Here is a 25,723-nt window from a genome sequence, read left to right on the forward strand (position 1 = left end):
TGAAAGGATCAGCTCAAAACGCGCCGCCGATGGCGTGGCGTGCAACGAAATGCCCCGGTGCCACCTGCACCAGCGGCGGCACCACGGGCTCGTCGCCCACCGCGCGGATGGGGCTGGGAATCTCGCCTTCGAGCAGCGCGCGCGGCTTGTGGCGGCGCGACGGGTCGGCCACCGGCACGGCCGCCATCAGCTTGCGGGTGTAGGCGTGCTGCGGTGCCTCGAACACCGCGCGGCGCGGGCCGATCTCCACGATCTGGCCCAGGTACATCACGGCCACGCGGTGGCTGATGCGCTCCACCACCGCCATGTCGTGCGAGATGAACAAGAAGGCCACGCCCAGCTCGCGCTGCAGGTCGAGCATCAGGTTGACGATCTGCGCCTGAATGGACACGTCCAGCGCCGACACCGACTCGTCGGCCACCACCACCTTGGGGTTGAGCGCCAGTGCGCGCGCAATGGCAATGCGCTGGCGCTGGCCGCCCGAGAACTCGTGCGGGTAGCGCTGCGCCACCTCGGGCGGCAGGCCGACCTTCTGCAGCAGCCAGTCGACGCGCTGCTGCGCCTCGGCGCCCTTGGCGATGTTGTGGATGAGCAGCGGCTCCATGATCGAGAAGCCCACCGTCACGCGCGGGTCGAGCGAGGCGAACGGGTCCTGGAAGATGAACTGGATGTTGCGGCGCAGCGCCTGCAGCTCGCGCGTGGGCAGCTCGCGGATGTTCTGGCCGCCGAACTCGATGGCGCCGCTCTGGCTTTCGACCAGGCGCAGCAGCGAGCGGCCCGTGGTCGACTTGCCGCAACCCGACTCGCCCACCAGCGCCAGCGTTTCGCCGGGGTACAGGTCGAAGCTGATCTTCTCCACCGCATGCACGCGGCGCTTCACGCGCCCGAGCAGGCCGCTGCGCACGTCGAAGCGCGTGACCAGGTCGCGCACGCGCAGGATCGGGCCCGCATCGTCGCGCACCGTGTTCTGCGGCGTGGCCGCTTGCACCGGCGCGGCATCGGCCGTGGCGTCGACCGTGAATTCGGTGCGCAGCAGCTCGAACTTGGCCGGCAGGTCGGTGCCCTGCATGGCGCCCAGCTTGGGCACGGCGGACAGCAGGGCGCGGGTGTAGGGGTGCTGCGGCGCGGCGAACACGTCGTCCGACGTGCCGGCCTCCACCTTGTCGCCGCGGTACATCACCAGCACGCGGTCGGCAATCTCGGCCACCACGCCCATGTCGTGCGTGATGAACAGCACGCCCATGCGCATCTCCTTCTGCAGCTCGCGAATGAGCTGGAGGATCTGCGCCTGGATGGTCACGTCGAGCGCCGTGGTGGGCTCGTCGGCAATCAGCAGCTGCGGCTTGCACGACAGCGCCATCGCGATCATCACGCGCTGGCGCATGCCGCCCGACAGCTGGTGCGGGAAGCGGTCGAGCACGTTGCGCGCCTCGGGAATGCGCACCAGCTCCAGCATGCGAAGCGCTTCAGCGCGCGCGGCCGAATTGCTCTTGCCCTGGTGGATGCGGATGGCTTCCGCAATCTGGTCGCCGGCCGTGAACACAGGGTTCAGCGAGGTCATCGGCTCCTGGAAGATCATGGCAATGTCCGCGCCGCGGATGCCGCGCATCGTCTGGTCGCGCGCCTGGGCCAGGTCGAGCACCTCGCCGTTGCGGCGGCGGAATGCCATGCGCCCGCCGAGGATGCGGCCGCCGCCGTGCTCCACCAGGCGCATCAGCGCCAGCGAAGTCACCGACTTGCCCGAACCCGACTCGCCCACCACCGCGAGCGTTTCGCCGTGGTCGATGTGGAACGACAGTTTCTTCACGGCATCGACGGTGCGCTCGGAGGTCGAGAAGCGAACGGTGAGGTCGTCGACGGCGAGAACGCGGCCGTCCGGCAGGGCAAGGGAAGGGGTGGACATGGGAATGCGAGAGAAAAGGGGAACGCGCGGTGTCAGGCGAAGATGGCCGTTTGCGGCGCTTCGTTGCCGCGCGCGTGGCCGCGGTACATGCCTTCGGTGTTGAAGGCCAGGCTCAGGTTGCCGTGGCGGTCGACGGCAATCAGCCCGCCGGTTCCGCCGATGGCGGGCAGCGACTGCTGCACCACAGCGTGCGTGGCGGCTTCGAGCGTGGCGCCGCCGTAGGCCATGCGCGCGCACACGTCGTAGGCGGCGGCCACGCGGATGAACATCTCGCCGCTGCCGGTGCACGACACCGCGGCCGTGCGGTCGTCGGCATAGGTGCCCGCGCCGATGAGCGGCGAGTCGCCGATGCGGCCGACGCGCTTGTTGGTCATGCCGCCGGTGGAGGTGGCGGCCGCCAGGTGGCCGTGCATGTCGAGCGCGACGGCGCCGACGGTGCCCATCTTCCTGTCTTCGTCGAGCGGTGCGGCGGCTGCGGCCGATGTTGCCGCCGTTGCGGTCATCGAAGCGCCGTCATGGTCGGTCACCACGCGGCCGGTGTCGCGCACGCGGTACAGCTGCTGGCGGCGCGCCTCGGTCGAGAAGAACGAGGGCTCGACCATCTCCAGCCCGTGTTCGCGCGCAAAGGCCTCGGCGCCCGCGCCGGCCAGCAGCACATGGGCGCCGTCCTCGAGCACGGCGCGCGCGGCGCGCACCGGGCGGCGTACGTGGCACACGCCGGCAATGGCGCCGGCGGCCAGCGTGGCGCCGTTCATCACGGCGGCGTCGAGCTCATGGGTCTCGTCGTGCGTGAACACCGCGCCGTGGCCGGCGTTGAACAGCGGGCACTCCTCGAGCATCTCGACCGCGAGGCAGGCGGCGTCGAGCGCCGAGGCGCCTTTCAGCAGCACGGCCTGCGCGGCGGCCACGATCTGGTTCAGCGCGTCGTGATAGGCCTGCGCCTGTTCGGGGCTGGTGGTGGCGGCGCTGATGGTGCCGGCGCCGCCGTGGATGGCGATCACGGGCACGTGGGTCTGTGTCATCGGGAAGCTTTCTTCTTGTTCTTGCCGGCGCCGTTCAGGGCGGCGGCTTCGGTTGTGTCGTCGAAACGCGCGACGGTGTTCATGCCGGTGCCGCGCGGCAAGCCGTTGGCGCCGTGCAGCCACGGGCGCACCGCCTGCAGGATGCGGCCGGCGGACTGCACCGGGTCGGGCGCGCGCAGCGCCACGGCGCTGGTGAGGGCCTCGATCAGCGCGAGCACGCTGGTCTCGCAGTTCGGGCGGTAGCTGGTTTCGGTCTGGCAATACAGCGCCACGTCGGCCAGCGGCGCGAGCGGCGAGCTGGGGCGGTCGGTGAGGGCGAGCACGGCGCAGCCCTGGCCGCGCGCGATCTGCGAGAGCGCCACCGTGTCGGTCAGGTAGCGCGGAAAGGTCAGGCCGATGAACAGGTCCTGCGAACCCGCGTGCATCAGCGTGCGCGCGGCGTGCGTCACGCCGCTCACGCCCGAGAGCAGGCGCACGTCGTTGCACGAGCCGTCCAGGCCGTGCTGCAGCAGGCCGGCCAGCCAGGCGCTGGCGCCGAAACCGGCGATGTAGATCGAGCGCGCCTTGCCGATGCGCTCCACCGCGGCTTCGCAGGCGGCGTAGTCCAGCGTCTGGCGCGTGGCGTCGATGTTGCGGCGGCTCTCGTCGAGCGCGGTGGCGAACACCTCGGCCACGGTCGACGGGCGCTCCAGGTTGCCGCGCAGCCGCTCCACGGGCGCCACCAAAGACTCGAAGCCGCGCACGAGCTCGGCGCGGAAGGTGGCGTAGCCGTCGAAGTCCAGCGCGCGGGCAAAGCGGTTGGCCGTGGCGACCGACACGCCCACCGCGGCGGCGAGCTCGTCGATGGGCAGCGTGGCCACTTGCAGCGGGTGCTCCAGCACGTAGTCGGCCACCTGGCGGTGCGAACGCGTCAGCCGCGGCAGCGCCTGCGCAATGCGCTGGGCCACGGTGGTGCCGGGGGTGTCGACGGTCGTGCTCATGAAAGGTGCGGCGTGTCCGAAAGTGTGCGTTTTTTGAAAACCAGTTTACAAATATAAGTCAAACAAGAAAATTTTCTGTCATTTTTGATCGTGTTTGCAAGGAACGGGCCAGCGGTGAAGGGGCATTGAACGCAGGGCCGCGCGGCGTTTTCCCTTGTGGGGCGGGCCTTCCGGCGTCGTCGGGGCCTGGCCTCTAGGGATTTCCCTGATGTGGCTGCTTCGTCAAAATCCACCGCAAACAGGAGGGTGTGAGATGGGCGAGAAAAAGAAGCTGGACGCAGCGTCGGTCCTGGGCGGACGCATCCTGAAAGTCGACCACGCGGGCGAGCAGGGCGCCGTGAACATCTACCGGGCACAGATCTTCATGGCGCGTTGGACCGCGCCGTCGCTGGTGGCTGAATTGCGCGAGTTCAAGTCGCACGAGGAGAAGCACAGGGCGCTGTTCGCGGCCGAGTTGCAGCGTCGCGGCGTTCGCCGATGCCGCAGCTATTGGCTGTGCGGGATCGGTGGATGGGTGCTCGGGTGCGTGACCGGTTTGCTGGGCCGGCACGCCATTTCCGCAACGACCGTCGCGGTCGAGCGCGTGGTGCTTGGACACTTGAAGGAACAGCTGCACACGCTCGCCGGGCAGGACGAGGCGGCGGTCCGGGTGATCTCGCAGATCGTCGAAGAGGAGCAGCTGCACCACGACCAGTCCGCGTCGCATGTGCGCACGGACCATGTGTGGTCGAAGCTGCTCGGGCCTGTGGTTGCGGCGTCGACGGAGTCGGTGATCTGGTTGGGGATGCGGCTCTGAGTGTTGTGCGCGGCGCGCGGCCTGCCAGCGCTGGTGTCGGTCTCTTGGCTCTTGCCGAGCGCTACACTGCCACCCGCACGCCGAAGCTCGGCGTGCTCGGGATTGGCGTCTCGAAGCACCTCTGGATGACTCAACGGAGGCCATTCATGGCTGCTTCTGCCTGCTCGCCCGCTCCCTTCGATACCGGCCTTGCCGAATCTCTCGCCATCCAGGCCTGCGACGAGGCCGACAGCTTGCGCGAAGTGTTGTCCGCCTACGCATGCCTCGAAAAGCTCATCGAGCCGGCCGAGTTGGGCGACACCGAACAAGTCCATCCGACCCGCACCGAGCTCGCTGCATTGGTCGGCATGGTGAACTTGGAAATGAGCCGCCGGCTCGCCGTGATCGACGCGACGCTTCAATCGATGCGCGCCGAACTCAACGCGCGAACTACAGAAGCATCCCCAGCCAACTGACGGCCCGGCCGGTCGCATAAAGGCCCACCCCGAACACGGCATGCGTGACCAGGCTGTGCATGCGCGCCATGGCCGGCCGCGGCGTGCGGCTGGCCGCGATGCCTGCACCCATGCCCGGCTGCAGCACGAAGAAGGGCGCGGCCACGCCGGCGATGCCGACGATCAGCGCGGGGCCGAGCGTGGGGTTGCTTGCCCACGCCATGCCCCAGACGGCGAGCAGCACGGCGGCGAATGCGATGCCGATGGCGTAGTGGGCCGTCCATCCGATGAGCCGCTCGTTGCGCACGGGCGGCGTCGCGGCGATGGGGTTGTGGCGCAAGCGTCCGCGCGTGAGGTGGACGAGCCAGCGGCCGACCAACGCGTAGTCCAGCGCGGGAATGCCGAGCAGGCGCTTTCGCACCACGGCCCATATGTCCATCACCACCGTTGCGCCCGCGCCGATGGCGAGCGCGTGGGCGAGCCAGTCGGTTGCAGCGGTCATGCGGCAACCCCTTCGGCGCGGGCACCGATCGACCAGCACGCGGCCACCAGGCGGACTTCATCGCCGTGTACGAAGGGTTCGAACGCGGCGCGCACGGTGTCGATGACTTGCGCGCGGGTTCGTTCGTCGGCCTGCGACAGCGCCGAACCGACGGGCCCCATCCGGCTCAGGTAGCCGAGCAGGTCTTTCTCGGGCAGCGTGCAGGGCACATCGATCGGCTCGATGGCGATGCCGTGCCAGCCGCTTTGTTGCAGCACGGCCTGGACGTGTGCGCGGTCGGCAAAGGCGAACTGCCCCGGCGCCCCCGGCTTGCGCGCGGGAAGGTTCGGCAGCAGCGGTGCCGCGGCGCGCTCGGCGGTAGTCATGAAAGGGTTCTCCGCGGCGCTGCGCCAGGCGATGAACCGCAGCGACGCGTCACGCGCCGCGGCGCGGTGCAGGTTGGTGAACGCGCTCACTGGGTCGTCGAAGAACATCACGCCGAAGCGCGAGACGAGCAGGTCGAAGCTGCCGGGCGCAAACGTGTGGGTCTGCGCGTCGGCGCAGACGAAGGTGGTGGGCATGCCTTGCCGCTCGGCGCGCGTGCGCGCGGTGGCGATCATGGGCTGCGAGATGTCGATGCCGCTGCAGTGGCTTGCGGTACCGAGCTGCTGCGCCACGGCGAGCGTGGTGCCGCCGGTGCCGCAACCCACGTCGAGCACGCGGCGCGCGCCCGCGGCACGGGCTGCGTCGACCAGCAGGTCTTCGAAGGGTTTGAAGAGGCGGTCGAGCGAGGCCTGCGCATCGACCCATGCGTGGCCCGATGAGCCGTTCCACAGCCGTGCCTGCTCGTTGCCCGTGGACTGGGTGGTTTCCATGATTTCGTTTCCTTTGGCTTGCCTTCGCGAGGCGGAAACCGCACTATGCGAGCTCAAGCCGACTTGAGGTCAAGAGGGGAGGGGCCAAAGAGTGATGCATCTGGACATCAGCGAGGTGGCGCAGCGTTCCGGCGTGCCGGCTTCGGCGCTGCGGTATTACGAAGAAAAGGGGCTGATCGCCTCGACCGGGCGGCGCGGCCTGCGCCGCCTGTTCGACATCGGCGTGCTCGAGCGGCTGGCGCTGATCGCGCTGGGCCGCACCGCGGGGTTCTCGCTGGACGAGATCGCGCGCATGTTCGGCACCGACGGCCAGCCGCGCATCGACCGGCTGATGCTCACGGCCAAGGCCGACGAGCTCGACCGGACCATCCGCAACCTGAGCGTGATGCGCGACGGGCTGCGGCATGCCGCCGTGTGTTCCGCGCCCAGCCATATGGAGTGCCCGAAGTTCAGGCGCATCCTGCGGGCCGCGGAGGCTGGGGCGAAGGTGAAGTCGGAGAAGAAAGCGCCGAGGGTGCCGAAGCCACCGAAGCCGCCAAAAGGCTGACGGAATGACGGCTGGCCAGGGTGGCGGGTTGCGCCCGGGGTGCGATCCCGCCGACGGCGGGCCCTGTTTCGCGAATGTCCCCCGGCCTGCGGCCTCCTCCTTTATTTCGCGAAACAGGACCCGCCATCGACGTGCTCGTTGTCAGGTGCGGTCGTTGATCGGCGAGCACCCGGTGTTCTGTGCACGCGTCCGGAACCAAGTCCGCACAGCGTTGCGCATCAAGCGCAGTTCACACCGGCGTCTTCTGCATGAAGACGCTGAACGGGTCGGGCCCGTACCCGCCGAACGGCCCGCGGCGTTCGTAGCCCGCGCGTGCATAGAGCGAGATGGCCTCGGGCTGGCTAGGTCCTGTCTCCAGCATGAACGTCATGCAGCCCTTCGCCTTCGCTTCGTGCTCGAGAAAACCCAGCACCTTCGCCGCAATGCCTTGTCCGCGGTTCTCGGGCCGCACGAACATGCGTTTGAGTTCGCCGAACTCGGGGCCGACGACGATGGCGCCGCAGCCAACGGCCTTGCCTTCAAGGTCGCGCGCTACCGCGAACAGCACGTTCGCGGCCGACAGCGCCGCGATGTCGATGCCGTGGTGGCTCTCTGGCGGGTACAGCGGCTTCTGGTACGCGTCGAGGTCGTCGATGAGTTGGACGACGTCGGGTTGGTCGGGGCTTTCGAGGGAAATCTGCATCGGTCGATGCTATCCGGGCCGTCGATCAATCGACGGGTCGGGCGGACCTGAGCCGTCGGTCGGTCGCACGCTCCAGTGCGTCCTTCAAGAGTGCCATCTTGCGGGTATTGCAAGGTTCACAGTCGTAGAAGCTCTCTGTGCCAGCGATGGGATCGAGTTTTGCAGTCGACTCGAAGACATTGATTCGCCCCGTAGGTTCGATCCCGACAACGATGGTCTTGCCATTCTTGAACGTGACGGACGCACCACCTGAGCAACCCGTTCTCTGCGCGTCCTCGCTGAAATAGGATTTCTTCGAGACCTTGCGCATGTGCCGCAGGGCATAGCGCACGTCGTCCTCGGTCAGCACGACATCGGCGCAATCCAGGAAGTTCTTGTTCTCCCAGGCAGACCCGCTGGAGGGGTCGACGATGTCGATCTGCTTGATGGAATCGACCGGGTATCGCTTGTCGGCCGCATGAGCGGGGACGATGACCGCTGCGGCAGCCAGCGCTACCCGAAGGATGCCGGCTCTGCTCATGGCATGGACGGGAAGATTCCAGATTCGCTCCGTGCTTTCATCGGATCTCCTCGCGTGGTTGTTCGTCTGTTCAGCTCTTGCGTTGTGGCAGTGGCTTGGCTGCCTCGGCACGACCTCCCGGCGCATGCTATCGCAGGGAATTCGGAGCCAAGCCCGAAGTGCTCGGTGCTCTCGCGCAAAGCCCACCCGCGCACAAGGTTCCCTCCTTCGCCCAACAATGCCCTTCAACGGCAGGCCGGTCGGCCTGCCGATTTCTTGAATCCGCACGCGCGAAGGAGTAGCACTTTGGAATACCGTCATCTGGGCAAATCGGGCCTCAAGGTCCCCGTGCTGAGCTTCGGCACGGGCACCTTCGGCGGCAAGGGCGAGTTCTTCAGCGCATGGGGCAGCACCGACGTGGCCGAGGCTCGCAAGCTCATCGACATCTGCCTCGACGCGGGCGTCAACATGTTCGACAGCGCCGACATCTATTCGGCCGGCGCGGCCGAGTCGGTACTGGGCGAAGCCATCAAGGGCCGGGCGCGCGACCAGTTGCTGATCTCCACCAAGGCCACCTTTCGCAGCGGCAAGGGCGAGAACGAAGTGGGGTCGTCGCGCCATCACCTGGTGGCGGCGGTCGATGCGGCGCTCAAGCGCCTGGGCACGGACTACATCGACCTGTTCCAGCTGCACGGCTTCGATGCGAGCACGCCGGTGGAAGAAACGCTGTCCACGCTCGACGACCTCGTGCGCGCGGGCAAGCTGCGCTACATCGGCGTGTCGAACTTCTCGGGCTGGCACCTGATGAAGTCGCTGGCGGTGTCGCAGCGCTACGGCTATGCGCGCTACGTGGCGCACCAGGCCTATTACTCGCTGGTGGGGCGCGACTACGAATGGGAGCTGATGCCGCTCGCGCAGGACCAGGGCGTGGGCGCCGTGGTGTGGAGCCCGCTGGGCTGGGGCCGCCTCACGGGCAAGATCCGCCGCGGCCAGCCGCTGCCGGCCAACAGCCGCCTGCACGTGACGGCCGACATGGGCCCGCCGGTGCCCGACGAGCTGCTGTACCGCGTGGTCGAGGCGTTGGAAAAAGTGGGCGCCGAAGTCGGCAAGACGGTGCCGCAGGTCGCGCTGAACTGGCTGCTGCAACGCCCGACGGTGTCGAGCGTGGTGGTGGGCGCGCGCGACGAGGCGCAGCTGCGGCAGAACCTGGGCGCGGTGGGCTGGAACCTCACGCCCGCGCAGGTCGCCGAGCTCGACGCGGCCAGCGCCACGACGCGCGCCTACCCCTACTGGCACCAGCAGGGCTTTCTGGAGCGCAACCCGAATCCGGTCTAAGCCGGCGTGAGCCCCAGCACCCAGCGCTTGAAGTCTTCCAGCGCCCCGGAGGCCGGCCGGCCTTCGGGGTAGGCGAAGTAGTAGCCCTGGCGCACGTCGAGGTGCCGGTCGACCGGAATCACGAGCTCGCCGGTGCGCAGTTCCTGCGCGATCAGGATGCGCGGGGCCAGGCCCACGCCCATGCCGGCCGCCGTGGCCGCCACCACCATGGTGAAGAGCTCGTAGCGCGGTCCGCGCGAGGCGTGCACCGTGTACTCCCAGCCCTGCTGCGCATACCAGTCGCGCCACGCATGCGCGCGCGTGCTCAGGTGCACGTGGCGGCAGCGCGCGAAGCTCGCTTCGTCCCACGGGCCGTGCGCGTCGCGAAACGCCGGGCTGCAGATGGGCACCATCTCGCCTTCGGAAAAGATCAAGCCGCCGCGCGTGTTGGGCCAGAACTGGTCGCCGAAGTAGATGGCCGCGTCGTAGGCGTTCTCCTGGAACGAGAAGGGCTGCGAGCGCGCCGACAGGTTGACGGTGATGTTCGGATGCAGCCGGCTGAACTCCGGCAGCCGCGGTATCAGCCATTGCGTGGCAAAGGTCGGCACCACGGCCAGTTCGAGCACAAAGCCCATCTCATGCCCGGCGCTGATCTCCAGCGTGTCGCGGCGGATCTGGTCGAGGTGGTGGCGAATGCGCGCCGCGTACTCGCGGCCCACGTCGGTGAGCGTGAGGCGCTTGCGCACGCGCGAGAACAGCGGCACGCCCAGCCGCTGCTCGAGCGCGGCCACCTGCCGGCCGACGGCGCTCTGCGTCAGCGCCAGCTCGCTCGCCGCGCGAGTGAAGCTCCCCAGCCGCGCCGAGGCCTCGAAGGCCTGCAGCGCGCCGAGGTTGGGAATGTCTTTTCTCATCGGCGCTATTCTGCAAGCTGCGTGCGGGCGGATGCACGACAAGAAAGGCAATTCATGCGTCGTGTGGTGATCATCGGGGGCGGGGCCATCGGTTCGGCCATCGCGTATTTCCTGACCCGCGACCCGGAGGAAGAGCCCTTCGAGGTCACGGTGGTCGAGCGCGACTTCTCTTACCGGCAGGCGTCGTCGGCACTGTCGGCCAGCTCGATCCGCCAGCAGTTTTCCACCGCCATCAACATCGAGATGTCGCTCTACGGCATCGGCTTTTTCCGCACGCTGGGCGAGACGCTGCGCGTGGGAAGCGACGTGCCCGACATCGGGCTGGTCGAGCCCGGCTATCTCTACCTGGCCTCGCCGGCGGGCGAGCAGGTGCTGCGCGAGAACCATGCGATGCAGAAGGCGCACGCGGTCGACGTGGCGCTGATGGCACCCGATGAACTGAAGGCGCGCTTTCCATGGATATCCACCGAAGGCGTGGCGCTTGCCTCGCTGGGGCTGTCGGGCGAGGGCTGGTACGACGGCTACAGGCTGCTGCAGGCCTTTCGCAAGAAAGCGGCGTCGCAGGGCGCGCACTACGTGCAGGCGCATGCGACCGGCTTGCGCCGCAATACTCGCAACGTGACGGGTGTTCAGCTCGACGATGGTCAGGTCCTGGATGCAGACGTTGTCGTCAACGCCGCGGGCGCCTGGGCCGCGAAGGTGGCGGAATGGGCCGCCATCGACCTGCCGGTGCGCGGCCGCCGCCGCAGCGTGTTCAGCTTCTCGTGCCCCGACACGCTGCCCGGCTGCCCGCTGGTGATCGACACCTCCGGCATCTGGCTGCGGCCCGAGGGCCGCCAGTTCATCTGCGGCTTCGCGCCGCCCGCAGACCAGGACCCGGACGACATGCCGCTCGACGTGGAATACGAAGCCTTCGAGCGCCTGATCTGGCCGTCGTTGGCCGAGCGCGTGCCGGCCTTCGAGGCCGTCCGCATGACGGGGGCGTGGGCCGGCTACTACGAGATGAACGTGTTCGACCACAACGCCATCCTCGGCCTGCACCCAAACTGCGACAACCTCTACTTTGCGAACGGCTTCTCGGGCCATGGCCTGCAGCAGTGCCCGGCGGCGGGGCGCGGCATTGCGGAGCTGATCCGCTACGGCGCCTACCGCAGCCTCGACCTGTCGCCGGTGTCTTTCACGCGCATCCTGGAGAACCGGCCGCTGCTCGAGAAGAACGTGATCTGACAGCGCCGGCGACGCGCCCGGTGGCTAAGGCGAGTTCTCGTCTCCATGGAAGATCTTGGTCCGGAACAGCCCGAACACGGCGAACGCCGATTCCGGCTTGCCGTTGCGCGCAAAGGTGTAGCCGGTAGGGCAAAGCCACCGGTCCGGCTTGCGCGCCGCGAACTCCGCCGGGCTCAGCCGCTTGCGCAGTTCGCGCTTGAGGTACAGGGAGCTGTCGCATTCGATGGCGGCCGATCCGCCTGCATAAGTGACGAGCGGCGAGAGCACGAGCGCCGCGATCGCCGAGAGCACGCGCTGCCCGCCCGCGCGGCGCGCCAAGGCGTAGATGCACGCGCCGATGCCGAGCACGACGCAAGCCGGAACGAGAAGGATCGACCACATGCGCCGACGATACGGCACGCCGGTTCGCCCCCGGGGCATTGGCTAGGCGGTGCGTGGGAGAGGGCGTACGATCTTCGCCAGAGAGGCGCACCCAACCATGACCGCACAGACACTCATCGATACCGCCCGCGCGCTGGTCGCCGGGGACAAGGGCCTGCTCGCCATGGACGAGAGCAACGCCACCTGCAACAAGCGCTTCGCGGTGCTGGGCATCCCGCAGACCGAGGCGGCGCGGCGCGACTGGCGCGAGCTGATCGTCACGGCACCGGGCCTGGCCGACAGCATCAGCGGCGCGATCCTGTTCGACGAAACGATCCGCCAGAAGACCAACGCGGGCGCGCCGTTTGCCAAGGCGCTGGCCGGCGTGGGGATCATTCCGGGCATCAAGGTCGACACCGGTGCGAAGCCGCTGGCCGGCCACCCGGGCGAGACCGTCACCGAAGGCCTCGACGGCCTGCGCGAGCGCCTCGCCGAATACGCCGGCATGGGCGCGCGCTTTGCCAAGTGGCGCGGCGTGATCGCCATCGACAAGGGCCTGCCGACCCGCGCCTGCATCCGCGTCAACGCGCATGCGCTCGCACGCTACGCCGCGCTGTGCCAGGAGGCCGGCATCGTGCCCATCGTCGAGCCCGAGGTGCTGATGGACGGCGACCATTCGCTCGCGCGCTGCGCCGAAGTCACCGAAGAAGTGCTGCACCGGACCTTCGCCGAGCTGCGCGCGCAGGGCGTGCTGCTCGAAGGCATGCTGCTGAAGCCGAACATGGTGCTGCCGGGGCAGAAGGCCGCCACGCAGGATTCGGTCGAGGCGGTGGCCGAGGCCACGGTCGGCTGCCTGCTGCGCACCGTGCCTGCCGCCGTGCCCGGCGTGGCGTTTCTCTCCGGCGGCCAGGCGGCGCACCTGGCGTCGGCCCGCCTGAACGAAATGAACGTCCGGTTCAAGTCGCGCATGCCGTGGGCCTTGACCTTCTCGTTCTCCCGCGCGGTGCAGCAGCCCGCGCTCGATGCATGGAAGGGCGACGGTGCCAACGTGGCGGTCGCCCAGCAGGCGCTGGTGCTTCGCACCCGCTCCAACCAGGCCGCGCGCCGCGGCAACTACAAGGAAGAGGCATAGACACGCGCATGACGACCCCCCAGGACCTGTACCGCCAGAAGCTGGCATCTCCCGCCGATGCCGTGCGCCAGGTGCACAACGGCGACATGATCGTCGTGCCTACCGGCGTCGGCGAGCCGCCCACGCTGCTCACCGCGCTGTCGGAGCAGCGCCGCGATTTCCGCGACGTGAAGGTCGCGCAGATCCTGGCGATGCGCAAGTACGCCTACATCGACCCTGAGACGCTCGAGCATGTGCGCCACGTCGCGTTGTTCTTCGGCGGTGCCACGCGCGCGGGCGGGCAGGAGGGCTGGATCGACTTTTTGCCCAACTACTTTTCCGAGATCCCGGCGCAGATCGAGCGCGGGCAGATCCCGGCCGAGGTGGTGTTCAGCATGGCCTCGCCGATGGACGCGCACGGCTACTTCGCCGTGAGCCTGGGCGCCGACTACACCATGGCCGCCATCGCCAAGGCGCGCGCCGTGGTGCTCGAGGTGAACCCGAACGTGCCCTTCGCCTACGGCGCCTGCCATGTGCACATCTCGCAGGTGGCCGCGCTGGTCGAGAGCGACGCGCCAGTCATGGAGGTCGGCCTGCCGAAGATCGGCCCCGTGCAGCAAGCCATCGGCAAGCATGTGGCCGAGCTGATCGACGACGGCTCGACGCTGCAGATCGGCTATGGCGGCATTCCCGACGCGGTGGTCATGCAGCTCACGGGCAAGCAGGACCTGGGCATCCACACCGAGATGATCGGCGACGGCATCCTCACGCTGGTGGAGAGCGGCGCGGTCACCAACCGGCGCAAGAACTACCTGCCGGGCAAGTCGGTCGCCACCTTCGCGCTGGGGTCGAACAAGCTCTACCGCTTCATGGACCGCAACCCGGCGCTGGAGATGCACCCGGTCAACTTCACCAACGACCCGGCGCTGGCGGGGCTGAACGACAACCTCGTGGCCATCAACGCGACGATGCAGATCGACCTGCTGGGCCAGTGCGGCTCGGAGAGCCTGGGCCATGCGCCGTATTCGGGCACGGGCGGGCAATCGGACTTCGTGCGCGCGGCCAACCGTTCGCGCGGCGGCAAGGCCTTCATCGTGCTGCCTTCCACGGCCAAGGGCGACACCATCTCGCGCATCGTGCCCTCGCTGTCGCCCGGCACGCACCTGAGCACGAGCAAGAACGACATCAACTACGTGGTGACCGAGTACGGCGTCGCGCAGTTGCGCGGCAAGTCGGCCAAGCAGCGCGCGCGCGAGCTGATCGGCATCGCGCACCCGGATTTCCGGGCGGAGCTGGCGGAGCAGGCGAAGCGGGCGAAGTTGCTGTAGGCCTGCTGCGTCAACCGGTGGATCAACCCGCCTTGGCCGCCTTCACCAGCGAGGGCGTCGCCTTGTAGGCCTCAGGGAACAGCTTCTTCAGGTCGTCGATCTTCGGCATGTCGTTGATCGCGATGTAGGGCTGGCTCGGATGCAGCGTCAGGTAGTCCTGGTGGTAGTCCTCGGCCGCGAAGAAGGGCTTGGACATCTCGACCGTGGTGGCCAGCGGCTTGCCGAAGGTCTTGGCCTGGTTCAGTTGTGCGATGTAGGCGGTGGCGATGCGCGCCTGCTCGGCGTTCTCGGCGAACACGGTGGAGCGGTACTGCGTGCCGCTGTCGGGGCCCTGGCGGTTCAGTTCGGTTGGGTCATGCGCGACCGAGAAATAGATCTGCAGCAGCTTGCCGTAGCTGACCTGCTGCGGGTCGTAGGTGATACGCACCGACTCGGCATGGCCGGTGCGGCCCGAACCCACCTCGTCGTAGCGCGCCGTCCTGGCGTCGCCGCCGGCATAGCCCGACACGGCATTGCTCACGCCCTTGACGCGCTGGAACACGCCCTGCACGCCCCAGAAGCAGCCGCCGGCGAACACGGCGGTTTCGGTCTTGGCGGTGGGCGCCACCAGGTCGGCCGTGGGCGCAGGCACGCGGCGGGCGGTTTCGGCAAACGACGGCACCGCATGCCACACCAGGGCGGCGGCAGCCAGCGTGCTGGCAGTGAGTGCGAGGGATTTCATGGGGTTTCCTTGAGGCAGACGGTTCGGCAGGTGGCGGAGCTCGGAAGGGTGGCAAGACATTGACGCCGAATCCGCCGGGCGTCAATGGCAATTGCCGTGGTGCTTGTTGCCTGGCTTACTTCTTCATTTCGTCCTTGCCCATGCTGTCCTTCTTCATGGCGTCCTTGGACATGGAGTCCTTCGCCATCGAGTCCTTGGCCATGGAGTCCTTCTTCATGCCGTCCTTGGACATGGAGTCCTTGGCCATCGAATCCTTGGCCATGGAGTCTTTCTTCATGCCGTCCTTGGACATGGAGTCCTTGGCCATGCTGTCCTTGGACATCGAGTCCTTGGCCATTTCGTCCGCGGCGAAGGCCGAGGCGCCGGCAAAGGCCATGCAGGTAGCGAGCAGGGTGGCGGTGAGCTTGTTCATTTGAATTCCTTGGGTGTGTTTGGATTTCGTTTCAAAGATCGGCCTGGTTACAGTGAACCTGAACTCGGCCTCGCGCTTTCTTCGGCAGTCGAGTGGCTTCACCGGCCCCTCAGCTCCCTCCGAACCAGTTGTAGCCCTGGTCTTCCCAGTAGCCACCGGAATAGGTGTTGGTGACGAACATCGCCTTGATGTGCTTCGGGTTCTTGTAGCCAAGCTTGGTCGGCATGCGCAGCTTCATCGGGAAGCCGTACTTGGGCGGCAGCGGCTGGCCGTCGTAGCTGAGGGTGAGCAGCGTCTGCGGGTGCAGCGCGGTGGGCATGTCGATGCTGGTGTAGTAGTCGTCCGCGCACTTGAAGCCGACGTACTTGGCCGTGGTGTCCGCGCCGATGTGGCGCAGGAAGTCGGCAAAGCGCACGCCGCCCCACTTGCCGATGGCGCTCCAGCCTTCCACGCAGATGTGCCGCGTGATCTGGTCGTGCTGCGGCATGGCGCGCAGCTCGGCCAGCGTCCAGGCGTGCCTGTCGGCGACCATGCCGGTCACTTCGAGCTTGTAGCTGGCCTCGTCGACCTCGCGCACCTCGTTCTCGCCGTAGTAGGCGTTGAAGGGGAAGGGGCGGGTGATCTCGGCCTCGGTGTAGGTCGGCGCCAGCTGCGTGGGGCTGAAGATCAGGCCCTGCACCTTGTCGTTGAAGCGCGAGATTTTGGTGAGCGCGGCTTCCACCTGCGTGTTGTCGCTGATGCTGCAGCCCGTGAGCAGCGACAGGCCGCCGAGCGTGAGCGAGCGCTGCATGAAGGCGCGGCGCGAAGGCTGGTCGAGCTTCTTCGCGATCAGCGTGCGGGCTTCGTGCAGCACGGCGTCGCCGTCGATGCCGGTGACGCGGGCGAGGGTGGGGGCTTTGAAGATCTTCATGATTGCTGGGTCACTTGCCTGGGTTCGCTGGCTTGCCTGATGCACGGCCGCGGAGCATGGTGAGGAGCGTGCGGGGCACCAGCGCCACCATCACGAGGTGCACGGCGACGAAGGCGACGATGGCCGCCATCGCGAAGAAGTGGATGCGGCGCGCGAACTCGTAGCCGCCCAGCAGGTCGCGCAGCACGGCGAACTGCACCGACTTCCACAGCACCAGGCCCGACAGCACGATGACGATCAGGTCGAGCATCACGAACAGGTAGGCCAGCTTCTGCACGCTGTTGTAGTGGCGCGGGTCGGCATGCGAGAGCTTGCCCTTGAGCGCGGCCAGCAGGTCGTGCCAGATGCCCGCCGGCGTCACCGGGAAGAACTTGTGCGCCAGCCGGCCGCTGGCAATGTTCATGGCCAGGTACACGAAGCCGTTGAACACCAGCAGCCACATGGCCGCAAAGTGCCACTGCAGCGCGCCGCCGAGCCAGCCGCCGAGCGTGATGACCGTCGGAATGGTGAACGGGAAGAACGGCGAGGCGTCGTAGATGCGCCAGCCGCTCGTGACCAGCACCAGCACGGCCAGCGCATTGAGCCAATGCGTGATGCGCATCCACAGCGGGTGGATGGGCCGGGGGTCGGGTGCCGAGGCCGGGGCTTCCGAGGCTTCGGGCGCTTCCAGCGGGGCGATGGCGGTGCTGTTCATGGGCCGGATTGTTGGGCGTACCCCATGGCCGATTCATCACGCAAAGTTCAATTAATCGTGATAACTCCCCGGGCCGGATCGCGGGAGAATGGCGCCCCATGGACATTGCCAAGCGCGTGCTGATCGTCGAGGACGACGCCCACATTGCCGAACTTCTGCGCATGCACCTGCGCGACGAGGGCTACGCGGTCGAGCACGCCGCCGACGGCCACGCCGGCCTGCGCGAGCTGGAGCGCGGCAACTGGGACGCGCTGGTGCTCGACCTGATGCTGCCCGGCATCGACGGCCTGGAGATCTGCCGGCGCGCCCGCGCCATGACGCGCTACACGCCGATCATCATCATCAGCGCCCGCTCGAGCGAGGTGCACCGCATCCTGGGCCTGGAGCTGGGCGCCGACGACTACCTGGCCAAGCCCTTCTCGGTGCTGGAGCTGGTGGCGCGCGTGAAGGCGCTGCTGCGGCGCACCGACGCGCTGGCGCGCAATGCGCGCATGGAGTCGGGCAGCCTGACGCTGGGCAACCTGGACATCGAGCCGCTGGCGCGCGAGGTGCGCGTGGACGGCAAGCTCATCGAGCTCACGCCGCGCGAGTTCGACCTGCTGTACTTCTTTGCGCGCAACCCCGGCAAGGTGTTCTCGCGGCTCGACCTGCTCAACCAGGTCTGGGGCTACCAGCACGACGGCTACGAGCACACGGTGAACACGCACATCAACCGGCTGCGCACCAAGGTCGAGGCCGACCCGGCCGAGCCGCGGCGCATCCTCACTGTGTGGGGGCGCGGGTACAAGCTGTCGGCCACCGCCACGGGGGAGGACGCATCGTGATGGCCTGGGCCACGCTGTCGCGGCGGCTGTCGGCCGTGTTCGCAGTGCTGCTGCTGGTGTGCTGCGGCGCCTCGGTGTGGCTGCAGGTGCGCTCCAACGGCATGCACGAGCAGGAGGTGATCCAGCGGCTGTCGGGCGGGCTGGCGGCGCACATCGCCGAGAACGCCGAACTCATGAAGCCGGGCGGCCTGAACCAGGACGCCGTGAAGGACCTGTTCGACAAGCTCATGGCCGTCAACCCCAGCGTGGAGGTCTACCTGCTGGGGCTGGACGGCCGCATCGAGGCGCAGGCCGCGCCGCCGGGGCACCTGAAGCGCGACAGGGTCGCGCTGGAGCCGATTCGCCGGCTGTTGTCGGGCGGCGCGCTGCCCATCGCGGGCGACGACCCGCGCAGCGCGGGCGGCTCCAAGGTGTTCAGCGCCGCGCCGTTGCGCATGGGCGGTCGCGATGCGGGCTACGTGTACGTGGTGCTGCAGGGCGAAGACCACGACGCGCTGGTCGCCAACGTGGCGGCCGACAACGTGCTGCGCACCACGCTGTGGTCGATGGGGCTGGTGGCGCTGCTGGGGCTGCTGGCGGGGCTGGCGGCCTTTCGCCTCATCACGCGGCCGCTGCGCGAGCTCACCGCGGCGGTGAAGCGCTTCGAGACCGACGGCATCGCCTCGCTCGAAAGCGAAGCGCCCACGCTGGCGCGGCTCTCGCAGGGCGGCGACGAGATCGCGCAGCTCGGCCAGGCCTTCACGCAGATGACGCGGCGCATCGCCGAGCAATGGCGCGAGCTCACGCTGCAGGACCAGCAGCGCCGCGAGCTGTTCGCCAACATCTCGCACGACCTGCGCACGCCGCTCACCTCGCTGCACGGCTACCTGGAGACGCTGCTGCTCAAGGCCGGCACGCTCGACGAGGCCGAGCGCCGGCGCTACCTGGAAATTGCGCTGGGCCAGAGCCGCAAGGTCGGCCGGCTCGCGCAGGAGGTGTTCGAGCTGGCGCGGCTCGAATACGGCGTGGTCAAGCCCGAGAAGGAGAACTTCGCGCTGGCCGACCTCGTGCAGGACGTGTTCCAGAAGTTCGAGCTGGCGGCCGAGGCGCGCCACCAGCGCCTGAGGCCCGACATCGCACCGGGCCTGCCGGTGGTGTCGGCCGACCTCGGCATGATCGAGCGCGTGCTGACCAACCTGCTGGACAACGCGATCCGCCACACGCCCCAGGGCGGCGAGATCGTGGTGCAGCTGCGCGCCGAGAACGCGGGCGTGACGGTGCAGGTGAGCGACACCGGCCCCGGCATTCCGGGCGAGCTGCAGCCGGCGCTGTTCATGCGGCCGGTGTTCATGAGCGGCTCGCGCACCGACAGCGCGAGCAGCGGCGGGTTGGGGCTGGTGATCGTGAAGCGCATCCTGCAGCTGCACGGCAGCGACATCCGGCTGGTGCAGCAGCCGGACAAGGGGGCGGTGTTCCGCTTCCAGCTGGGCGGCGTGACGGCCTGAAGCGGCGAGGGCGCCGGGCCGGTGGCCCCGGTCCAGCGAGTCAGACTGGCGGCCCCGATCCGGTGAGTCAGGCCGGTGGCCCGACGTGCCGGTTCAACCGCTCGAGCAGCCCCTTCAGGTCGAAGCCCCGGGCTGCCACCGACTTCGGCACGACGTGGAAGAGCCGCGGCATCGGGTAGAGCAGCACGAAGCGGTCGTCGTGGCGCCACTTGAGCACGTTCTGCCAGACGATCGTGTGGTCGGAGTGGGGCACCGTGAGGCGCAGGCCGTGGTCCAGCAGCTCGGCGTTGAACTCTTCATGGATCGCCTTGTACTTGCGGTAGTGGCGCCGCGCCATGAGCGGCAGCACGATGAAGCGCGTGGCCAGCAGCACGCCGCCGCCGCCGACCAGCCCGCCGACGGATGCGGCCTCCACCAGCGACGGGCCGAATGCCGCGCCCAGCACCAGCAGCAGGCCGATCCCGACCGTCAGCGCGAGCCGCGCGGGGGTGAGCCTGGCATGGAGCTTCATGGCGGCCAGGTAGTCGTCTTCGGAGATGCGGAACGTCGCGGTCATCGGGGCTTCCATGGTTTGCGTGCGTGCGGCGGTCGATGCTACAAGAGCGGCGCGACAGCATCGCCCATCACCGTCCAGCACATCGCCGCAAGGAGACAAGCCACATGCCCGCCTTCGATACCGTCCTGATCGACAAGGACCCGCGGCACCCGCGCATTGCGCGCCTCGTGCTCAACCGGCCCGACAAGCTCAACGCCATCGGCGAGACCACGCCGGCCGAGATCCGCAAGGCGGTGGAGTGGGCCGAAGCCGACGACGAGGTGCACGTGATCGTGGTCGAGGGCGCAGGGCGCGCCTTCTGCGCCGGCTACGACCTGGGCGACTACGCCGAGGGCCATGGCCGTGAAGGCAAGGGCGACCACCCCTGCCGGCAAGAGAAGACGCCCTGGGACCCGATGCTCGACTACGCCGCCATGAAGCGCAACACCGACGACTTCATGGCCCTGTGGCGCTGCCACAAGCCCACCATCGCCAAGGTGCACGGCTACGCGGTGGCCGGCGGCAGCGACATCGCGCTGTGCTGCGACCTGCTGGCCATGGCCGACGACGCGCGCATCGGCTACATGCCCACGCGCGTGTGGGGCTGCCCGACCACCGCCATGTGGACCTACCGGCTGGGCGCGCTGCGCGCCAAGCAGCTCATGTTCACGGGCGACACCATCGACGGCACGCAGGCCGCCGAATGGGGGCTGGCGAATTTCTCGGTGCCCGCCGAGCAGCTCGACGACGCCACGCTGAAGCTCGCGCAACGCATCGCGGGCGTGCCGCGCTCGCACCTGATGATGCACAAGCTGGTGGTCAACCAGGTGTGGCATTCGATGGGGCTGGAGCAGAGCCAGATGTTCGCCACCGTGTTCGACGGCGTGACGCGCCACAACCCCGAGGGGATGTGGTTCCGCCGGCAGGCGGAGGTCGAAGGCTTCAAGAGCGCTGTCGCATGGCGCGACAGCGGCCGCAACATTCCGCAGGGCGACGAGGCGAGGGCGCTCGTCGCGGAACTGGAGGCCAGGCTGGCGGCGGCGCGGGCGGCGGTGCCGCCCGCGGGCTGATCGCCTGGCTCAGATGGGCGTCAGATGGGCGCGCAAGGGCTCAATGCCGCCCCGACCGGCCGCGTGGCCTTGCTGGTGTTGCTTTCATCCAGCGTGCCGAGCGGGCGTGTGAACGTGCAGCCGTAGTCGGGGTCCTTCACCGTGGCCGGCGTGATCACGTCGTCGCCCGCCGGTTTCGCGGCGCTGTCGTGCTCCCACGCGACCATGTCGTCGAAGGCCTCTTCCTGCTCCTTGATGGTGAAGTCGCAGTGCGTGATGCCACGAATGGCGCGCTGCACCAGCCAGCCGCCGTTGCCCTTGGCCGCCGCGCGCTTGTTGTAGATCTGTTCCATGCTGAACGGCACGTACAGGTCGCCGAGCGTGTGCAGCGTGACCACCGGAATCTTGAATTCGCCGTTGACCTTGGGAATCCAGCGCAGGCCGTCGGTGCGCAGGCGGTTCGCGTCGACCGCGGCCGTGAGCTTCTGCGCATCGGCGTTGAGCGTGTCGGAGCGCGGGATGTCGCCGCTGATCTTGTAGGCGAAGCGGTTGGTGTCCAGCGTGCTCTTGTTGAGGATGCCGTTGACCGTGCCGTCGCTGCCGAACACGCCCCACACGGCGGCAAAGGAACCGCCGCTCTTGAAGCCCAGCGGGAACATCGGGCGCTCGCCGCCGGTGAGGTTCTCGATCACCGAGGCGTACCGGGCGCCGATGACCGTGGTGTCGATGTTCGGAACCGGCGAGGTCGTGAAGTCGTTGAAGAGCACGCCGCCCACCTGCGCGGCGATGTCCACCCACTTCGGCGTCGGGTAGCTGGCCTGCCCGGCCAGGGCCTGCGCGGCCACCTGCGCGCCAGCGAAGTAGTCGAACAGCTCGGTGTCGCCCACCACGCCGCACATCGGCACCGCGCCGTTGTACTTGACCTTGTGGTTGGCGGTGGCGTAGGTCTCGTCCTCGATGGCCGCCGCCGTGATGTGGCCGCCCATCGAATGGCCGGTGATGAAGATCTTCGAAGGCACGGCCACATCGCGGCCGTTGGCCTTGGCGATGGCGTTGAACTGCAGGGCCAGCGCGTTGGTGTCTTCCACGCCCGCGCGCACGTCGTAGAAGTTCTTGCTGTAGCTCGAAGCGGCCCAGGCATAGCCCAGCTGGATGAAGTGGCGGCGGATCGACGGGTCGCTCACCTCCAGCTTGTTGCCTTCGCCCGCATAGCCGTGGGCGTACATCACCAGCTTGCCGTTCCAGTTCTGCGGCACCTCGATGTGGTACTGCGCGCCGCCCAGCATGCCGGCCCAGCGGCTGGTGGTGCTGTTGTCGACGGTGTCGCTCGCGTCGGCGGCCAGCGCGGCGAAGGTGGTGGCCGTGGGGTCGGCCGGCGCGAACGAGTTGCGGCTGTCCTGCAGGCGGGTTTCTTCCGCGACGGGGCCGGGCGGCGGGGCGACGGCCGGCGGCGGGGCGGGGGGTGCGGGTGGCACCTCGGCCACCGGCGTGAACGAGAAGCCGCTGTTGCCGCCACCGCCGCCGCCGCCGCAGGATGCGACGACGAGGCTGGCTGCCAGGGCAATGAGTGTCAGGCGCGCTGAATGCATGTGTCTCTCTCCGTTCTTGTGGGTCTTGGGAAGAAAAACCGGCGCAGCACTGCACCCCCGGTCATACAGAACGACCGTGCTATTTCACCGAGCCGGCGGCGCAGCGTAGGGGTGTTGCGAAATGTGTAGCTGCGGGGTTACCCGCAGCGGCTATCGCCTGCGCGACAGCAGGCACCGGCACGCGGCATCGCTGCCGCCAGCGCGCCGCAGCAGGCGCCAGCGGGTCAGTCCTTGCGGCGCGTGACCACCACCGACGCCTCCAGGCCTTCGTAGGCCTCCGCGTCGCCGTACCAGCTGCCCGAGATGGGCGCTGCCTGCGCCGGGTCGCGCGTGACGCCCACGCGGATGAGCTGGCCGCTGCCCATCAGGTTGTTGGTCGGGTCGAAGGCGAGCCAGCCCACGCCAGGCAGGTAGGCCTGCAGCCAGGCGTGCGTGGTGCCGGCGCCGGTCATCGACTCGCCCTGCGCCGGCGCGGCGATGTCGAGCGCCGCGTCGTAGATGTAGCCCGAGACGAAGCGCGTCGCGATGCCCAGGCGGCGCGTGGCTTCCATCATCAGCAGCGCGTAGTCGCGGCAGCTGCCGCTGCCGAGCGTGAGCGTCTGCAGCGGCGTCTGCGTGCCTTCCTCGTCACGCGCCTTGTACTCCAGGCTCTGGCCGATGTGCGCGTTCATGCGCGTGAGCACCTCGCGCGTGCTGTTGGGCTTGTCGGCGTGCAGGAACTGGTGGGCCCAGCGGATCAGCGTGCCCTGGCTGTCGTCGTCGTGGTGCGGGCGCAGGTAGTGCTCCAGGTCCAGGCGCTCTTGCAGCGTGTAGGCGAAGGGCAGGAACTCGGCGGCCGGGTCGAGCGCGAGCTGGTCCTGCTGCGCCGGCACGTGCTCGATGGTGAACGAGCAGACGATGCGCAGCTCGGTCGCCTCGCCCATGGGCTGCACCAGCGCCACGGAGTTGGAGTGCGGGTCTTGGATCAGGCGGGTGAAGGCCTGCGGGCTCACCTGCAGGTCGGTGGCGAGCACGCGCAGGTCGTGGCTGTCGCGCGGACGGAACATCACGCGGTGCAAGCCGAAGGTGACCGGCTTGTTGTAGCGATAGACGGTGGTGTGCTTGATGTCGTACTGGGTGGCCATGCGCCGCATTTTGCGCGTCTAAGGCGACAGCCGGCTCGACCAGCTGCTCGGCGCCTTCGGGCAGGCCAGGCGAGCAGGACGCTGCCCTGGCTAGATGCGCTGCGTACCGAGCGCCTTGGCCAGCGTGGCTGGCAGCGGCAGCGGCTCCGCATGCCATTGCGCGGCCAGCAGTTCGGCGCACAGCGCGGCGAAGCTCAGGCCGCGCGAGCCCAGCGCGGTGCAGGCCCAGAGGCCGGCGGCTGGCGCGCCGATCGCGCCGATGGGGCCGAGGGGGCCGAGGGGGCCGATCGGCCCGACCAGCGGGCGCCGGTCGCCGGACGCGCAGCGCACGCCGACCCATGCGTGGACCTCGCCGCGTTCGAACGTGCCGGCCAGCGCGGCGGCTGCGGCCGGGTGCAGGCGGGCGAGCCGATCGCGGTTCGCCAGGCTGTCCGCTTCGGTGGGCTCGAGCGTGGTGCTGTCGCGGTCGAAGGTGGCGCCTGCCAGCCAGATCGGCGGGCCGTGCGGCACGGGCACCTGCGCGACGAGGTGGCCGTCGCCGTTGATCGGCGTGGTGGGAAGGGTGGTCAGGGTGGGCAAGGCCGTGTGGTCAGGCACAGGCCCCCAGGCGACCTGGCCGCGCACGGGCTGCAAGGGCAGCGCGGGTGCGAAGCGGCCCGATTCGAATCCGGCGCAGACGACCACGCGGTCGGCATCGGCCAGCCATTCACCCTCTGCGTCGAACAGCTGCCAGCCGCCCGCATGAGGCTCGAGGCGCGCCACATGGCAGCCGCCGCGAAACTCGACGCCGGGTTGCCGCAGCCACGCGGCGATCAGCTGGTGCGGCTTCACCCAGGCCGCGCGCGCATGCCAGAGCGCGGGCGTGTCGCCGGGCAGGCCGACGGCCGCCAACTGCTCGGCATTCGCAGGCCACGACTCATTCGGCCCGTCGACGCTCCAGCCGGCAGGCACGCGCGTGTCGCCGTCGGGCCGGCGCTCGAGCACGCCGCTGGCGCGCCAGTCGCGGCCTTCTTCCAGCAGCCGCACCAGCTCGCTCCACGTCGCGCGGATGCCGGCGCGCGTGAGCCGCGACAGCAATGCATCGTCGGGCGACACGTGCGGCGCGAGCATGCCCACGGGCAGCCCGGAGGCGCCAGCGGCTGGCCGGTCGGCCGCGTCGAGCACCGTCACTTGCCAGCCGCGCCGCGCGAGGCTGGCCGCCACGGCCGCGCCCGCCAGCCCGGCACCGATGACCGCGCAGCGGCCCGGCGTGTCGATGCGCTCGGGGGCGGGCCCGCGGCGCCGCACCGTCCAGGCGGGCGCGAACACGCCGCGCAGGCCGTCGTCGCGTTCCTCGAGCATGAAACCGCACTGCCGGAGCGCGTCGCGCACCGGCTGCGCCGTGTTCCAGCTGGCAATGGCCGTGCCTTGCCGCGCAAAACGGGACACGGCCTTGAGTGCGTCAGGCGACCACAGGGCCGGGTCTTCCCGCGGGCCGAAGTCGTCCAGAAAGAGGCTGTCCGCCTCGAAGCGCTGCGCGCGCAGCATCGCCTGCGCATCGCCGATGCACAGGGTGAGCAGCACGCGCCCGTCGTCGAACGCGAGCCGGTGAAAGCCGGGCAGCAGCCCGTGCCATTGCGCGGCCAGCTTTCCGGCGAGGGACGCCAGGCCGGGTTGGCCGGGTGGGCCGGGGTGGGCCTGTGCCGCGCGCAGCAGCTCCTCAGCCGAGACCGGGCGCGCTTCGGTCGAGACGTAATGCAGCATGCGCGGCCGCTCGGGGTCCGAGCGCCACGCGTGCCACGCTGTCAGGAAATGAAGACCCAGGCCGAAGCCGGTTTCGAGAATCAGCCATTGCGGCTGTCCGGCCCACGCCTGGGGCAACCCGCGGCCGCTCAGGAACACATGGCGAGCTTGCGCCAGCTCGGCGGCCAC

The 25,723-nt window shown here is 68.8% G+C and carries 27 protein-coding genes; 10 read left to right on the forward strand and 17 right to left on the reverse strand.

Annotation, left to right across the window (positions count from 1 at the left end; translation table 11 throughout):
- Positions 1-13: 13 nt before the first annotated feature.
- Genes BM004_RS11180 through BM004_RS11190 form a run of 3 tightly spaced genes read right to left on the reverse strand, consistent with a single transcriptional unit; the run spans position 14 to position 3,905 of the window.
- Entirely contained in the window at positions 14-1,903 is a 1,890-nt protein-coding gene (locus tag BM004_RS11180; protein ID WP_093213256.1) for a dipeptide ABC transporter ATP-binding protein, read from the reverse strand.
- 32 nt (positions 1,904-1,935) lie between these two features.
- Entirely contained in the window at positions 1,936-2,925 is a 990-nt protein-coding gene (locus BM004_RS11185; RefSeq protein ID WP_093213258.1) for an isoaspartyl peptidase/L-asparaginase family protein, read from the reverse strand.
- Positions 2,922-3,905 carry a MurR/RpiR family transcriptional regulator gene (locus BM004_RS11190; protein WP_093213259.1) on the reverse strand — a complete coding sequence of 328 codons (984 nt, stop codon included), beginning with the start codon at positions 3,903-3,905 and terminating at the stop codon, positions 2,922-2,924. Before BM004_RS11190 ends, BM004_RS11185 begins: the two co-directional genes overlap by 4 nt.
- Before the next feature lie 253 nt (positions 3,906-4,158).
- Between BM004_RS11190 and BM004_RS11195 the strand changes: the two genes are divergently transcribed.
- Positions 4,159-4,701, forward strand: a complete 543-nt coding sequence (locus BM004_RS11195) for a demethoxyubiquinone hydroxylase family protein (protein ID WP_093213261.1) — start codon at positions 4,159-4,161, stop codon at positions 4,699-4,701.
- Between the two features lie 146 nt (positions 4,702-4,847).
- A complete protein-coding gene (locus BM004_RS11200; RefSeq protein ID WP_093214058.1) occupies positions 4,848-5,156 on the forward strand; it encodes a hypothetical protein in 309 nt (102 codons plus the stop codon).
- Here BM004_RS11200 and BM004_RS11205 read toward each other — a convergent pair.
- Positions 5,131-5,637 (reverse strand): DUF2938 domain-containing protein, encoded by a 507-nt coding sequence (locus BM004_RS11205; RefSeq protein ID WP_093213263.1) that lies wholly within the window; start codon positions 5,635-5,637, stop codon positions 5,131-5,133. The two genes, BM004_RS11200 and BM004_RS11205, sit on opposite strands and share 26 nt — an antisense overlap.
- The gene (locus BM004_RS11210) at positions 5,634-6,491 is read right to left on the reverse strand and encodes a class I SAM-dependent methyltransferase (RefSeq protein ID WP_093213265.1); all 858 of its coding nucleotides are present in this window, start codon (positions 6,489-6,491) and stop codon (positions 5,634-5,636) included. The genes BM004_RS11205 and BM004_RS11210 overlap by 4 nt, the downstream gene beginning before the upstream one ends.
- A 91-nt stretch (positions 6,492-6,582) precedes the next feature.
- Between BM004_RS11210 and BM004_RS11215 the strand changes: the two genes are divergently transcribed.
- Positions 6,583-7,038, forward strand: a complete 456-nt coding sequence (locus BM004_RS11215) for a helix-turn-helix domain-containing protein (RefSeq protein WP_093213267.1) — start codon at positions 6,583-6,585, stop codon at positions 7,036-7,038.
- Positions 7,039-7,267: 229 nt separating this feature from the next.
- Here the strand turns inward: BM004_RS11215 and BM004_RS11220 are convergent, their stop codons facing one another.
- Together BM004_RS11220 and BM004_RS11225 are read right to left on the reverse strand one after the other, a co-directional pair.
- Positions 7,268-7,720: a GNAT family N-acetyltransferase gene (locus BM004_RS11220; protein WP_093122516.1), complete on the reverse strand. Its 453-nt coding sequence runs from the start codon at positions 7,718-7,720 to the stop codon at positions 7,268-7,270.
- 25 nt (positions 7,721-7,745) lie between these two features.
- Entirely contained in the window at positions 7,746-8,240 is a 495-nt protein-coding gene (locus BM004_RS11225; protein ID WP_093213269.1) for a hypothetical protein, read from the reverse strand.
- 285 nt (positions 8,241-8,525) lie between these two features.
- Between BM004_RS11225 and BM004_RS11230 the strand changes: the two genes are divergently transcribed.
- A complete protein-coding gene (locus BM004_RS11230) occupies positions 8,526-9,554 on the forward strand; it encodes an aldo/keto reductase (protein WP_093122511.1) in 1,029 nt (342 codons plus the stop codon).
- Here BM004_RS11230 and BM004_RS11235 read toward each other — a convergent pair.
- On the reverse strand, positions 9,551-10,444 hold the full coding sequence (locus tag BM004_RS11235; RefSeq protein WP_093213271.1) for a LysR substrate-binding domain-containing protein: 894 nt from the start codon (positions 10,442-10,444) through the stop codon (positions 9,551-9,553). The genes BM004_RS11230 and BM004_RS11235 overlap by 4 nt on opposite strands.
- Positions 10,445-10,498: 54 nt before the next feature.
- On the opposite strand from BM004_RS11235, the gene BM004_RS11240 reads away from it, so the two are divergent.
- Entirely contained in the window at positions 10,499-11,671 is a 1,173-nt protein-coding gene (locus BM004_RS11240) for an NAD(P)/FAD-dependent oxidoreductase (RefSeq protein ID WP_093213273.1), read from the forward strand.
- Positions 11,672-11,695: 24 nt separating this feature from the next.
- Here the strand turns inward: BM004_RS11240 and BM004_RS11245 are convergent, their stop codons facing one another.
- Positions 11,696-12,052, reverse strand: coding sequence for a hypothetical protein (locus tag BM004_RS11245; protein ID WP_143072426.1), 357 nt, complete (start codon positions 12,050-12,052; stop codon positions 11,696-11,698).
- A 97-nt stretch (positions 12,053-12,149) separates the two neighbouring features.
- On the opposite strand from BM004_RS11245, the gene BM004_RS11250 reads away from it, so the two are divergent.
- Positions 12,150-13,163 carry a class I fructose-bisphosphate aldolase gene (locus tag BM004_RS11250; protein WP_093213277.1) on the forward strand — a complete coding sequence of 338 codons (1,014 nt, stop codon included), beginning with the start codon at positions 12,150-12,152 and terminating at the stop codon, positions 13,161-13,163.
- Positions 13,164-13,171: 8 nt separating this feature from the next.
- Positions 13,172-14,470, forward strand: coding sequence for an acetyl-CoA hydrolase/transferase family protein (locus BM004_RS11255; RefSeq protein ID WP_093213279.1), 1,299 nt, complete (start codon positions 13,172-13,174; stop codon positions 14,468-14,470).
- Positions 14,471-14,492: 22 nt separating this feature from the next.
- On the opposite strand, the gene msrA is transcribed toward BM004_RS11255, so the two are convergent.
- From msrA to BM004_RS11275, 4 genes are all read right to left on the reverse strand, one after another.
- Entirely contained in the window at positions 14,493-15,191 is a 699-nt protein-coding gene (gene msrA, locus BM004_RS11260; protein WP_093213281.1) for a peptide-methionine (S)-S-oxide reductase MsrA, read from the reverse strand.
- A gap of 115 nt (positions 15,192-15,306) precedes the next feature.
- Entirely contained in the window at positions 15,307-15,603 is a 297-nt protein-coding gene (locus BM004_RS11265) for a pentapeptide MXKDX repeat protein (RefSeq protein WP_093122496.1), read from the reverse strand.
- A 109-nt stretch (positions 15,604-15,712) separates the two neighbouring features.
- Positions 15,713-16,513 carry a molybdopterin-dependent oxidoreductase gene (locus BM004_RS11270; protein ID WP_093213283.1) on the reverse strand — a complete coding sequence of 267 codons (801 nt, stop codon included), beginning with the start codon at positions 16,511-16,513 and terminating at the stop codon, positions 15,713-15,715.
- A 10-nt stretch (positions 16,514-16,523) separates the two neighbouring features.
- Complete coding sequence (locus BM004_RS11275; protein WP_093213285.1) at positions 16,524-17,207, reverse strand: cytochrome b/b6 domain-containing protein; 684 nt, start codon at positions 17,205-17,207, stop codon at positions 16,524-16,526.
- Between the two features lie 98 nt (positions 17,208-17,305).
- On the opposite strand from BM004_RS11275, the gene BM004_RS11280 reads away from it, so the two are divergent.
- Together BM004_RS11280 and BM004_RS11285 are read left to right on the forward strand one after the other, a co-directional pair.
- A complete protein-coding gene (locus BM004_RS11280) occupies positions 17,306-18,031 on the forward strand; it encodes a response regulator transcription factor (RefSeq protein WP_093213287.1) in 726 nt (241 codons plus the stop codon).
- The gene (locus tag BM004_RS11285; RefSeq protein WP_093213289.1) at positions 18,031-19,515 is read left to right on the forward strand and encodes a sensor histidine kinase; all 1,485 of its coding nucleotides are present in this window, start codon (positions 18,031-18,033) and stop codon (positions 19,513-19,515) included. The genes BM004_RS11280 and BM004_RS11285 overlap by 1 nt, the downstream gene beginning before the upstream one ends.
- Before the next feature lie 67 nt (positions 19,516-19,582).
- Here the strand turns inward: BM004_RS11285 and BM004_RS11290 are convergent, their stop codons facing one another.
- A complete protein-coding gene (locus tag BM004_RS11290; protein ID WP_093213291.1) occupies positions 19,583-20,071 on the reverse strand; it encodes a YcxB family protein in 489 nt (162 codons plus the stop codon).
- Positions 20,072-20,175: 104 nt separating this feature from the next.
- Between BM004_RS11290 and BM004_RS11295 the strand changes: the two genes are divergently transcribed.
- Complete coding sequence (locus BM004_RS11295) at positions 20,176-21,120, forward strand: crotonase/enoyl-CoA hydratase family protein (protein ID WP_093213293.1); 945 nt, start codon at positions 20,176-20,178, stop codon at positions 21,118-21,120.
- Between the two features lie 20 nt (positions 21,121-21,140).
- Here BM004_RS11295 and BM004_RS11300 read toward each other — a convergent pair whose 3' ends face one another.
- The 3 genes from BM004_RS11300 to mnmC form a co-directional block, all read right to left on the reverse strand.
- Complete coding sequence (locus tag BM004_RS11300; protein ID WP_093213295.1) at positions 21,141-22,688, reverse strand: alpha/beta hydrolase family protein; 1,548 nt, start codon at positions 22,686-22,688, stop codon at positions 21,141-21,143.
- Between the two features lie 224 nt (positions 22,689-22,912).
- The gene (locus BM004_RS11305) at positions 22,913-23,812 is read right to left on the reverse strand and encodes a transglutaminase family protein (RefSeq protein WP_256219859.1); all 900 of its coding nucleotides are present in this window, start codon (positions 23,810-23,812) and stop codon (positions 22,913-22,915) included.
- Between the two features lie 90 nt (positions 23,813-23,902).
- The gene (gene mnmC, locus BM004_RS11310) at positions 23,903-25,723 is read right to left on the reverse strand and encodes an FAD-dependent 5-carboxymethylaminomethyl-2-thiouridine(34) oxidoreductase MnmC1 (protein ID WP_256219860.1); all 1,821 of its coding nucleotides are present in this window, start codon (positions 25,721-25,723) and stop codon (positions 23,903-23,905) included.

Source organism: Variovorax sp. OK212 (assembly GCF_900112425.1).
Lineage (GTDB): Bacteria > Pseudomonadota > Gammaproteobacteria > Burkholderiales > Burkholderiaceae_C > Variovorax.

Bases quoted from the DNA above. Each gene is read 5' to 3' on its own strand.
- BM004_RS11270 (WP_093213283.1), bottom strand. From the start codon at position 16,513: ATGAAGATCTTCAAAGCCCCCACCCTCGCCCGCGTCACCGGCATCGAC.
- BM004_RS11245 (WP_143072426.1), bottom strand. From the start codon at position 12,052: ATGTGGTCGATCCTTCTCGTTCCGGCTTGCGTCGTGCTCGGCATCGGC.
- BM004_RS11225 (WP_093213269.1), bottom strand. From the start codon at position 8,240: ATGAGCAGAGCCGGCATCCTTCGGGTAGCGCTGGCTGCCGCAGCGGTC.
- msrA (WP_093213281.1), bottom strand. From the start codon at position 15,191: ATGAAATCCCTCGCACTCACTGCCAGCACGCTGGCTGCCGCCGCCCTG.
- BM004_RS11220 (WP_093122516.1), bottom strand. From the start codon at position 7,720: ATGCAGATTTCCCTCGAAAGCCCCGACCAACCCGACGTCGTCCAACTC.
- BM004_RS11255 (WP_093213279.1), top strand. From the start codon at position 13,172: ATGACGACCCCCCAGGACCTGTACCGCCAGAAGCTGGCATCTCCCGCC.
- BM004_RS11250 (WP_093213277.1), top strand. From the start codon at position 12,150: ATGACCGCACAGACACTCATCGATACCGCCCGCGCGCTGGTCGCCGGG.
- BM004_RS11235 (WP_093213271.1), bottom strand. From the start codon at position 10,444: ATGAGAAAAGACATTCCCAACCTCGGCGCGCTGCAGGCCTTCGAGGCC.
- BM004_RS11240 (WP_093213273.1), top strand. From the start codon at position 10,499: ATGCGTCGTGTGGTGATCATCGGGGGCGGGGCCATCGGTTCGGCCATC.
- BM004_RS11275 (WP_093213285.1), bottom strand. From the start codon at position 17,207: ATGAACAGCACCGCCATCGCCCCGCTGGAAGCGCCCGAAGCCTCGGAA.
- BM004_RS11265 (WP_093122496.1), bottom strand. From the start codon at position 15,603: ATGAACAAGCTCACCGCCACCCTGCTCGCTACCTGCATGGCCTTTGCC.
- BM004_RS11195 (WP_093213261.1), top strand. From the start codon at position 4,159: ATGGGCGAGAAAAAGAAGCTGGACGCAGCGTCGGTCCTGGGCGGACGC.
- BM004_RS11290 (WP_093213291.1), bottom strand. From the start codon at position 20,071: ATGACCGCGACGTTCCGCATCTCCGAAGACGACTACCTGGCCGCCATG.
- BM004_RS11205 (WP_093213263.1), bottom strand. From the start codon at position 5,637: ATGACCGCTGCAACCGACTGGCTCGCCCACGCGCTCGCCATCGGCGCG.
- BM004_RS11300 (WP_093213295.1), bottom strand. From the start codon at position 22,688: ATGCATTCAGCGCGCCTGACACTCATTGCCCTGGCAGCCAGCCTCGTC.
- BM004_RS11295 (WP_093213293.1), top strand. From the start codon at position 20,176: ATGCCCGCCTTCGATACCGTCCTGATCGACAAGGACCCGCGGCACCCG.
- BM004_RS11190 (WP_093213259.1), bottom strand. From the start codon at position 3,905: ATGAGCACGACCGTCGACACCCCCGGCACCACCGTGGCCCAGCGCATT.
- BM004_RS11185 (WP_093213258.1), bottom strand. From the start codon at position 2,925: ATGACACAGACCCACGTGCCCGTGATCGCCATCCACGGCGGCGCCGGC.
- BM004_RS11210 (WP_093213265.1), bottom strand. From the start codon at position 6,491: ATGGAAACCACCCAGTCCACGGGCAACGAGCAGGCACGGCTGTGGAAC.
- BM004_RS11305 (WP_256219859.1), bottom strand. From the start codon at position 23,812: ATGGCCACCCAGTACGACATCAAGCACACCACCGTCTATCGCTACAAC.
- BM004_RS11180 (WP_093213256.1), bottom strand. From the start codon at position 1,903: ATGTCCACCCCTTCCCTTGCCCTGCCGGACGGCCGCGTTCTCGCCGTC.
- BM004_RS11200 (WP_093214058.1), top strand. From the start codon at position 4,848: ATGGCTGCTTCTGCCTGCTCGCCCGCTCCCTTCGATACCGGCCTTGCC.
- BM004_RS11285 (WP_093213289.1), top strand. From the start codon at position 18,031: ATGGCCTGGGCCACGCTGTCGCGGCGGCTGTCGGCCGTGTTCGCAGTG.
- BM004_RS11280 (WP_093213287.1), top strand. From the start codon at position 17,306: ATGGACATTGCCAAGCGCGTGCTGATCGTCGAGGACGACGCCCACATT.